The sequence below is a fragment of the Aestuariibacter sp. A3R04 genome (assembly GCF_018860805.1).
GTDB lineage: Bacteria > Pseudomonadota > Gammaproteobacteria > Enterobacterales > Alteromonadaceae > Alteromonas.
The window spans coordinates 1-6,873 of the sequence record NZ_JAHKQR010000007.1 but is presented as its reverse complement, the minus strand read 5'-3'; the positions used below and the strand labels follow the sequence as shown (position 1 = coordinate 6,873).

Sequence of the window (6,873 nt, the reverse complement as noted above, 5' to 3'; positions counted from 1 at the left end):
ATGTCTCGTGACGCATAACATTAAGCTAAGCGGCGCAGTTGCGTGGGGCATAATGGCGAAGCCGCCCCGCGTAAATGCGTCCGAGCGACCGAAGGGAGTGGACTTTAGCGCTTTGTTAGAAGCAGAGCCAGTTCCTTTGGTCTGTTTAAAAACTGATGAAGCCAGCATACGATTGATTGTTAACACAGACAAGAAAAACGACTGTGCATTGATGTTTTTGATTTGACTGAAGCTAGCCGCCATTTGAACTGTCTAACGCATTGGCGCTTGTTGACGTTGAATAATAACTTGACGATAAAGCGCCTAATGCGCAACCTTTGAATTGAAAGCGGCGGATTTAAACCTACCACAAGCCAGTACGATGCTAATGAGAACAGGAGAGGGTAGTTCCACTGGGATTTTCATTAAGCCAAACGCAGTTTAGGCTGACGCCTTATAACTTCCAAATAAGGGGCGCGGACATGTGGGCGAAAATGGCGAAGCCGCCCACATGTTTGCGTCCCAGCCTGCGCCAGCGGGCGAACTTGATTTGTTTGTTATGCCTTTAATTGCGATCCCTGATTTGAACTAAATTCGGAATTAGGTCAATAAAATATTTTTTCACATAACCTGTATCCTTACCCCATGCTTTAATTCTACTACGGTATTTACGTGAGTTGCATGTGAGCATTTCAGCCATAAAATAAAACGTAATACAAGCATCCCTTTGGGCTAAGATATCATCAACACTTGCTTCGATAATATAACGATCATTTGCGTTGCATTTTTTTACAAAATTATCACTCTGTTGAAGAGAGTTTTTCAAATGTTTCAGAATGCCTGCGCACGGTAGAAAGGGAGTATATGGAATAAGTTTTAGTATATATGCCACTCGATTATATGGATCGGGTTCTAAAATAGTAATTGAATTTAACTCGCGTCGATTTAATTTTGCTTTTAACAACGAGTCATAGTGTGAAACAACCTCAATAGCGTTTCTTTTTTCAATAAACAAAACTAAACATAAAATAAAAACTAACAGAAACACAATACTTAGTGTTGATAATACAGGCAGAAATATTGCATGGATGTCCATAGTTACTCTTTACAAAAGGCATAACTTCCAAATAAGGGGCGCGGACATGTGGGCGAAAATGGCGAAGCCGCCCACGTGTTTGCGTCCCAGCCCGCGCAGCGGGCGACTTAATTTGTTTGTTATAAATGATTTATGGACAAAGCTGCAAGTGAAAAGAGGGCAGCTTTGAAATTGTTTTTGATGTTTTTAACAGCCAGCCATGGCGCATGCTGAGCTTAAGCTGCGTTATAAAAGAGAGTTGCCGCTACAAGCAACCAGTGACGTAGCAACTGTAGGATTGAAAATAACCTTTCACTTGCCTGGTCGTAGCCGCTCTTGAATTGTCTGCGAAGAAAGGCCGAAAAGGGTGTGTTGTTTACGCAGTCTAATGTTCGAGCACCACCGCTGTTAATTGAAAAGAACAGTGAGAAGTTACTGATGAATTAGAAACGAATTTTACCTTAATTGCGCCATGGTTTATAACTTTTAAATAAGGGGCGCAGGCATGTGGGCTAAAATCCGAACGAAGTGAGCAGCCCACATGTTTGCGTCCCAGCCCGCGCAGCGGGCGAACTTAATTTGTTTGTTATAAATGATTTATGGACAAAGCTGCAAGTGAAAAGAGTGCGGCTTTGAAATTGTTTTTGATGTTTTTAACAGCCAGCCATGGCGCATACTGGACTTAAGCTGCGTTCAAAAGAGACTTACTACTGGAAGAAACCACCGATGTGGCAACTGTAGAACTGGAAATAACCTTTCACTTGCCTGGTCGTAGCCGTTTTTGAATTGTCCGCGAAGAAGGGCCGAAAAGAGTGGGTTGTTTACGCAGTCGAATGGTTGAGTGCAACCGCTGCTAATTGAAAAGCAAAGCGAGGAATAGCCGACGAATTAAAAATGAGTTTTAGCCCAAATTGCGCCATGGTTTATAACTTTTAAATAAGGGGCGCAGGCATGTGGGCTAAAATCCGAACGAAGTGAGCAGCCCACATGTTTGCGTCCCAGCCCGCGCAGCGGGCGAACTTAATTTTTTTGTTATGTCTCATTGGTAAAAAACTTCCTTGAATATGCTCGGAGCACAATAGTCATTCAAGCTGACCACTACGAAGTGCTTTCTCACAAGCCCCGCATCTATTTCATACCATGCCTTTGTTTGGTTATCTTCTTCATACAAGTCTAGAGGGAAGATGAATGTTGGTTCTTCAAGGCTGTCTGATACCAGCCGTACTGAATAAGAACTTTGACCTTCAATGCTCTCTGGCAATTTAATAGTTACAGAGAAGTTTGAATCTCTAAGGGTTGTATCAATAGCAACATCTTCGACATGTTTGGAATTGAACTGTTCGCGCATTTCATCGGTTACTATGCAGGATGAGGCAAGACAGCCAAAATTGACTAATAGAAGTAATAAAAAAATTAACCGCATTTATCAATTCCTTCTGAGACATAACGCTTCAATAACGGGCGCAGGCACGTAGGGCATAATGGCGAAGCCGCCCTGCGTGTATGCGTCCCAGCGAACGAAGTGAGTGCGTTAATTGACTTGTTAAGCACCATTCTCTCCGTTAGTTTCGCACTGGGTTATTTCTGCTTGAAGTTTTTCAACTAATTCATCTTCAATGTCATGACCATGATTATTTAGAAGTGATTTGTAAAAAGAAAAAACATCATCATCACAGAAGATCCAGTTTATCTGGCTATTTGAAAGACCAACCTGCGCAAGTTCGTTAGATTGTGACTTGTTGAATTCAGCATACTTTTGAAGTTTAGCTATTGCAGAGTGAGTTGAGGCAAAATTACTGCTATTAACCAGTTCATTTATAGCAAGCTCTTTTTCAAGTTCCGCAGCCAACTTGATGTCAGGATAGTGCTCTTTAAAAAATTGGGAAAGTCTTCTGTAGAATCTGACATCTGACTTGTTGTTAGAAGTCCATTCATCTATTAGAAAGTCTTTGAGAGCATTTTCATCCAATACCGAATAATAGTCCTTATCATCAGCGACTAAATGCAAGTCTTCGCCCATAGGAATATTAAGCAACAGGCTTTCCCAATTTATAGCATCACCTAGAGATCCATCCTTACCGGGAGGATTCCCAACTTCCATTCTGAGCTTTGCCTTCATAATCAGTTCAGCATCAGGGTTTATCAGTGACGCTTTTTCAAATAACTCAGATATTTTTTCATCAGCTTTTAAGCTTCTCTCGGCTATATCATCAGTAACTTTTTTTATAAGAGAGGATAATTTCTTTTCATACTGCTTTTGGTGCTCTCTTATTTCTTCGTACTCAGGGTAATCCTTACAAATTTGAGGGAATTGAGGTTTCTTTTGCTGTTCTTTTAGTTTCTTTAAAGCGTCAGCTATTTTATTTTCTCTATTACGTTGAAATTCATCCTTTACTTGGTTCGGAAGCCACAGTTTTATGTCCCCTTTATCAAGTAATACAACTAACTTATGTATTTCCTCTAAGTCGTCATTTGAAAGGTGGTAAAAAGAAAGAAATACGTTCGTGTCAATAAATAAATTCAAATGATACTCCTACCTGTCCATGGTGCTTAACATTAAGCTAAGCGGCGCAGTTGCGTGGGGCATAATGGCGAAGCCGCCCCGCGTAAATGCGTCCGAGCGACCGAAGGGAGTGGACTTTAGCGCTTTGTTAGAAGCAGAGCCAGTTCCTTTGGTCTGTTTAAAAACTGATGAAGCCAGCATACGATTGATTGTTAACACAAACAAGAAAAACGACTGTGCATTGATGTTTTTGGTTTGACTGAAGCTAGCCGCCACCTGAGCTACCGAGTGTAATGGCGCTTGCTGGCTGAAAATAAGAACTAGAAGGTAAAGCGCCTATTACACCACCTTTGAGTTGAACGCGGCGGATTTAAACCTACCACAAGCCAGAGCGATGCTAACGAAAACAGGTGAGGGCAGTTGCACTGGGATTTTTATAAAGCCAAACGAAGATTAGGCTGACGCCTTATAACACCCCACTAAGGGGCGATAACACATGGGCTAAAATTAGGAACGAAGTGACGCAGCCCATGTGTTAACGTCCCAGCGAGCGAAGCGAGAGCCTTGAGTGGTTTGTTATAAGCCATTACTTGAGACTACCTTTACCACCAGAATCAAACATTTGAAAAATGGTGGAAATATTTAACGCATAAAATATTACGACCAAAACAACTGACGACACATAAAAAAACGTCTTTGCATAATCAACGCTCCAAGAGAATAAAAGATACAAAATTACTGTACCGACAGCCATTCCCACTACGTTGTATGCTGGGTAAATTAGCAAATATTGAAGCAATAATTTTCTACGATTCATCTTGGCTTATAACGCTCCGCATAACGGGCAAAAACTCGTAGGCTACAATACCAAGCGAAGCGCAGGGAGCCTACGAGTTTTTGTCCCTAGCGAGCGCAGCGAGTGTTAATGCGTTTGTTAGGTGTTTTTAAACTCGCTTTCTAAGCCTGTTTCTAGAACTCTATGAATTATTTGACTACTTAACATTAAGTATTCTTCACCTATATCTAGATACTCTTGGTTTTCGCCTGTTTCAGACTCCCTGAACATTTCCAACTTAAAATCAGTTTTATCTTCATTTAATACAAAGAAGCGTTCAAACAGAGAGCGCTTATTGTTATGTGAGTGAGCACATAAGAAGTTGTATATGGAACGATATTCATCAGTCATTCCTGCTAAGTCAAATTTTTGAAATTGATTTAATTTGTTAGCACCATTTTCCTTCATTTTTACTAGTTCAGACTCCCATTCCTCGACTTGTTCTCCGAACTCTTTGGCTTCACCTATGTCTTTTAGAAATGGATTTTTCAATGTTCCTGCTTCTTTAGCAACTTTTAGCCATTCAGCTAAATAATTAACTTCTAGATTGTAACCGTATGCTTTATCTTCACTTAAGTTTTTCAGATCAACGTAAGCTTCTAGCAAACCTCTTGCTATTAAAGGTAACCCAATACTCTTATCTTCTTTATTCAATTTAAGTATCGTGTCTGAGTATTCAACAATTGAGCAATACAAAGTGACTAGCGTTAGATGCCAAGCGTGCTTTTTATCGAATTTCAAGTGTCTAAAGTTATCGAGAACTTTTACTACCAGGTTGTGATATGAATCCATTAAACACCTAACGCCTCAATAAGAGGCTAAAAATAGTGGGCTAAAATGGAGCGGAGCGAACAGCCCGCTTTTTTTAGTCCTTTTAATTGCCTTGTTAGGTAACCTGTACCCATAAGCTATGTTTGTGCATGCTTTTTAAATAGTAAAAACCCAATTATTAAACAATAAACAATTGGAATAACAAAGATTAACCCAAACCAAACCATAATTCCAAGTGACCAACCATCGACGATTTTAGCGCCGATGATTAGACCATGAATGTAGTCAAAAGCTTGTATGAATAAACTAGAAGTTAAAAACGTGATCAAATAAATTACAGCAAAGTAGATACTGCATTTTTTCATATAACCATTTATTCGAGAGCTATCCATGCTTTGGGTTACCTAACACCCGCATAAGGGGCAGTAACACGTGGGCTAAAATCCGAGCGAAGCGACAGAGCCCACGTGTTACTGTCCCAGCGAGCCTGCGAGCGGCTTAATGTGTTTGTTATGTGCCGCTTGCCCAGAAGAGTTTGTAGACTTCTAGTGCAAATGCTAGCAATGCAATTGCTACTGCGGCTAATGTCATTCGATTAAGACTTGACGCTAACCGCGTTGATGATGAACTTGCATTGGTTATTTCAACAGTTAAGTTCTCTATTTTATGAACAAGTTCTTCTTGAGCTGTCGCTGATTTATTGTGAGAAGAAAATACTCGGTTTGTAGCCAAAGTTTCGTAAAACGTCTTCTCAATATCAGCCAGCGATCTTTCCTTTGATTCGTTTTCCATAATTGATCCAAAATCACTTAGGCACATAACTTCCAAATAAGGGGCGCGGACATGTGGGCGAAAATGGCGAAGCCGCCCACGTGTTTGCGTCCCAGCCCACGATAGTGGGCGAACTTAATTTGTTTGTTATAAATGATTTATGGACAAAGCTGCAAGTGAAAAGAGTGCGGCTTTGAAATTGTTTTAGATGTTTTTAACAACCAACCATGGCGCATACTGAGCTTAAGCTGCGCTCAAAATAGATTTGCCGTCACAAATAACCACTTAAGTAGCAACTATAGAATTGAATACAACCTTTTACTGACTTGGTCGTAGCCGTTCTTGAATTAACTGCGAAGAAAGGCCGAAAAGAGCGCGTTGTTTACGCAGTCTAATGTTTGAGCGCCACCGCTGTTAATTGAAAAGAATAGCGAGAAGTTACTGACGAATTAGAAACGAATTTTTAGCTTAATTGCGCCATGGTTTATAACACCCTGCTTGCACTTGAAATGTTAGTGCAAACAAAGCTAAAAAAATGAATTTCATTATCAATTTCCCTTTGAAACATAACTTCCAAATAAGGGGCGCGGACATGTGGGCGAAAATGGCGAAGCCGCCCACATGTTTGCGTCCCAGCCCACGATAGTGGGCGAACTTGATTTGTTTGTTATATGCAAAAATACAGTCAATTGCTAGTAGTTGATTGGACATCGTTTTTTACCACTAGAGCAATTAAAAATATGAGTGCTACAGGCGGCAATAGTGCAGTGAAGAACGCGATGACCGCTGTAAGAATAGGTGTTTGAGTTTTTCTTTTGCCCAGATAGTAACCAAGTACAGCCATTATAACTGCCAGAACAATAACAACTTGGCCGAAGAGTGTTGCATTTATATTCATTGTACAAATTCCTTTTGCATATAACTTTTCAATAACGGGCG

General features: G+C 40.5%; 7 protein-coding genes. 1 reads left to right on the top strand and 6 read right to left on the bottom strand.

Features of this window, described 5'->3' with window-relative positions; all coding sequences use genetic code 11:
* Positions 1-226: hypothetical protein (locus KO518_RS08920; RefSeq protein ID WP_216025510.1), on the top strand; the 226-nt coding region annotated here is incomplete at its 5' end.
* 318 nt (positions 227-544) lie between these two features.
* Here the strand turns inward: KO518_RS08920 and KO518_RS08915 are convergent.
* The 6 genes from KO518_RS08915 to KO518_RS08890 form a co-directional block, all read right to left on the bottom strand.
* A complete protein-coding gene (locus tag KO518_RS08915) occupies positions 545-1,075 on the bottom strand; it encodes a hypothetical protein (protein WP_216025509.1) in 531 nt (176 codons plus the stop codon).
* Positions 1,076-2,093: 1,018 nt separating this feature from the next.
* Positions 2,094-2,477 (bottom strand): hypothetical protein, encoded by a 384-nt coding sequence (locus tag KO518_RS08910; RefSeq protein ID WP_216025508.1) that lies wholly within the window; start codon positions 2,475-2,477, stop codon positions 2,094-2,096.
* 120 nt (positions 2,478-2,597) lie between these two features.
* Positions 2,598-3,578 carry a PIN domain-containing protein gene (locus KO518_RS08905; RefSeq protein WP_216025507.1) on the bottom strand — a complete coding sequence of 327 codons (981 nt, stop codon included), beginning with the start codon at positions 3,576-3,578 and terminating at the stop codon, positions 2,598-2,600.
* Between the two features lie 913 nt (positions 3,579-4,491).
* Positions 4,492-5,184 (bottom strand): DUF5677 domain-containing protein, encoded by a 693-nt coding sequence (locus KO518_RS08900; RefSeq protein WP_256444419.1) that lies wholly within the window; start codon positions 5,182-5,184, stop codon positions 4,492-4,494.
* Positions 5,185-5,673: 489 nt separating this feature from the next.
* The gene (locus KO518_RS08895; protein ID WP_216025506.1) at positions 5,674-5,955 is read right to left on the bottom strand and encodes a hypothetical protein; all 282 of its coding nucleotides are present in this window, start codon (positions 5,953-5,955) and stop codon (positions 5,674-5,676) included.
* A 664-nt stretch (positions 5,956-6,619) separates the two neighbouring features.
* The coding region (locus KO518_RS08890; RefSeq protein WP_252736071.1) for a hypothetical protein at positions 6,620-6,873 on the bottom strand (254 nt) is incomplete at its 5' end.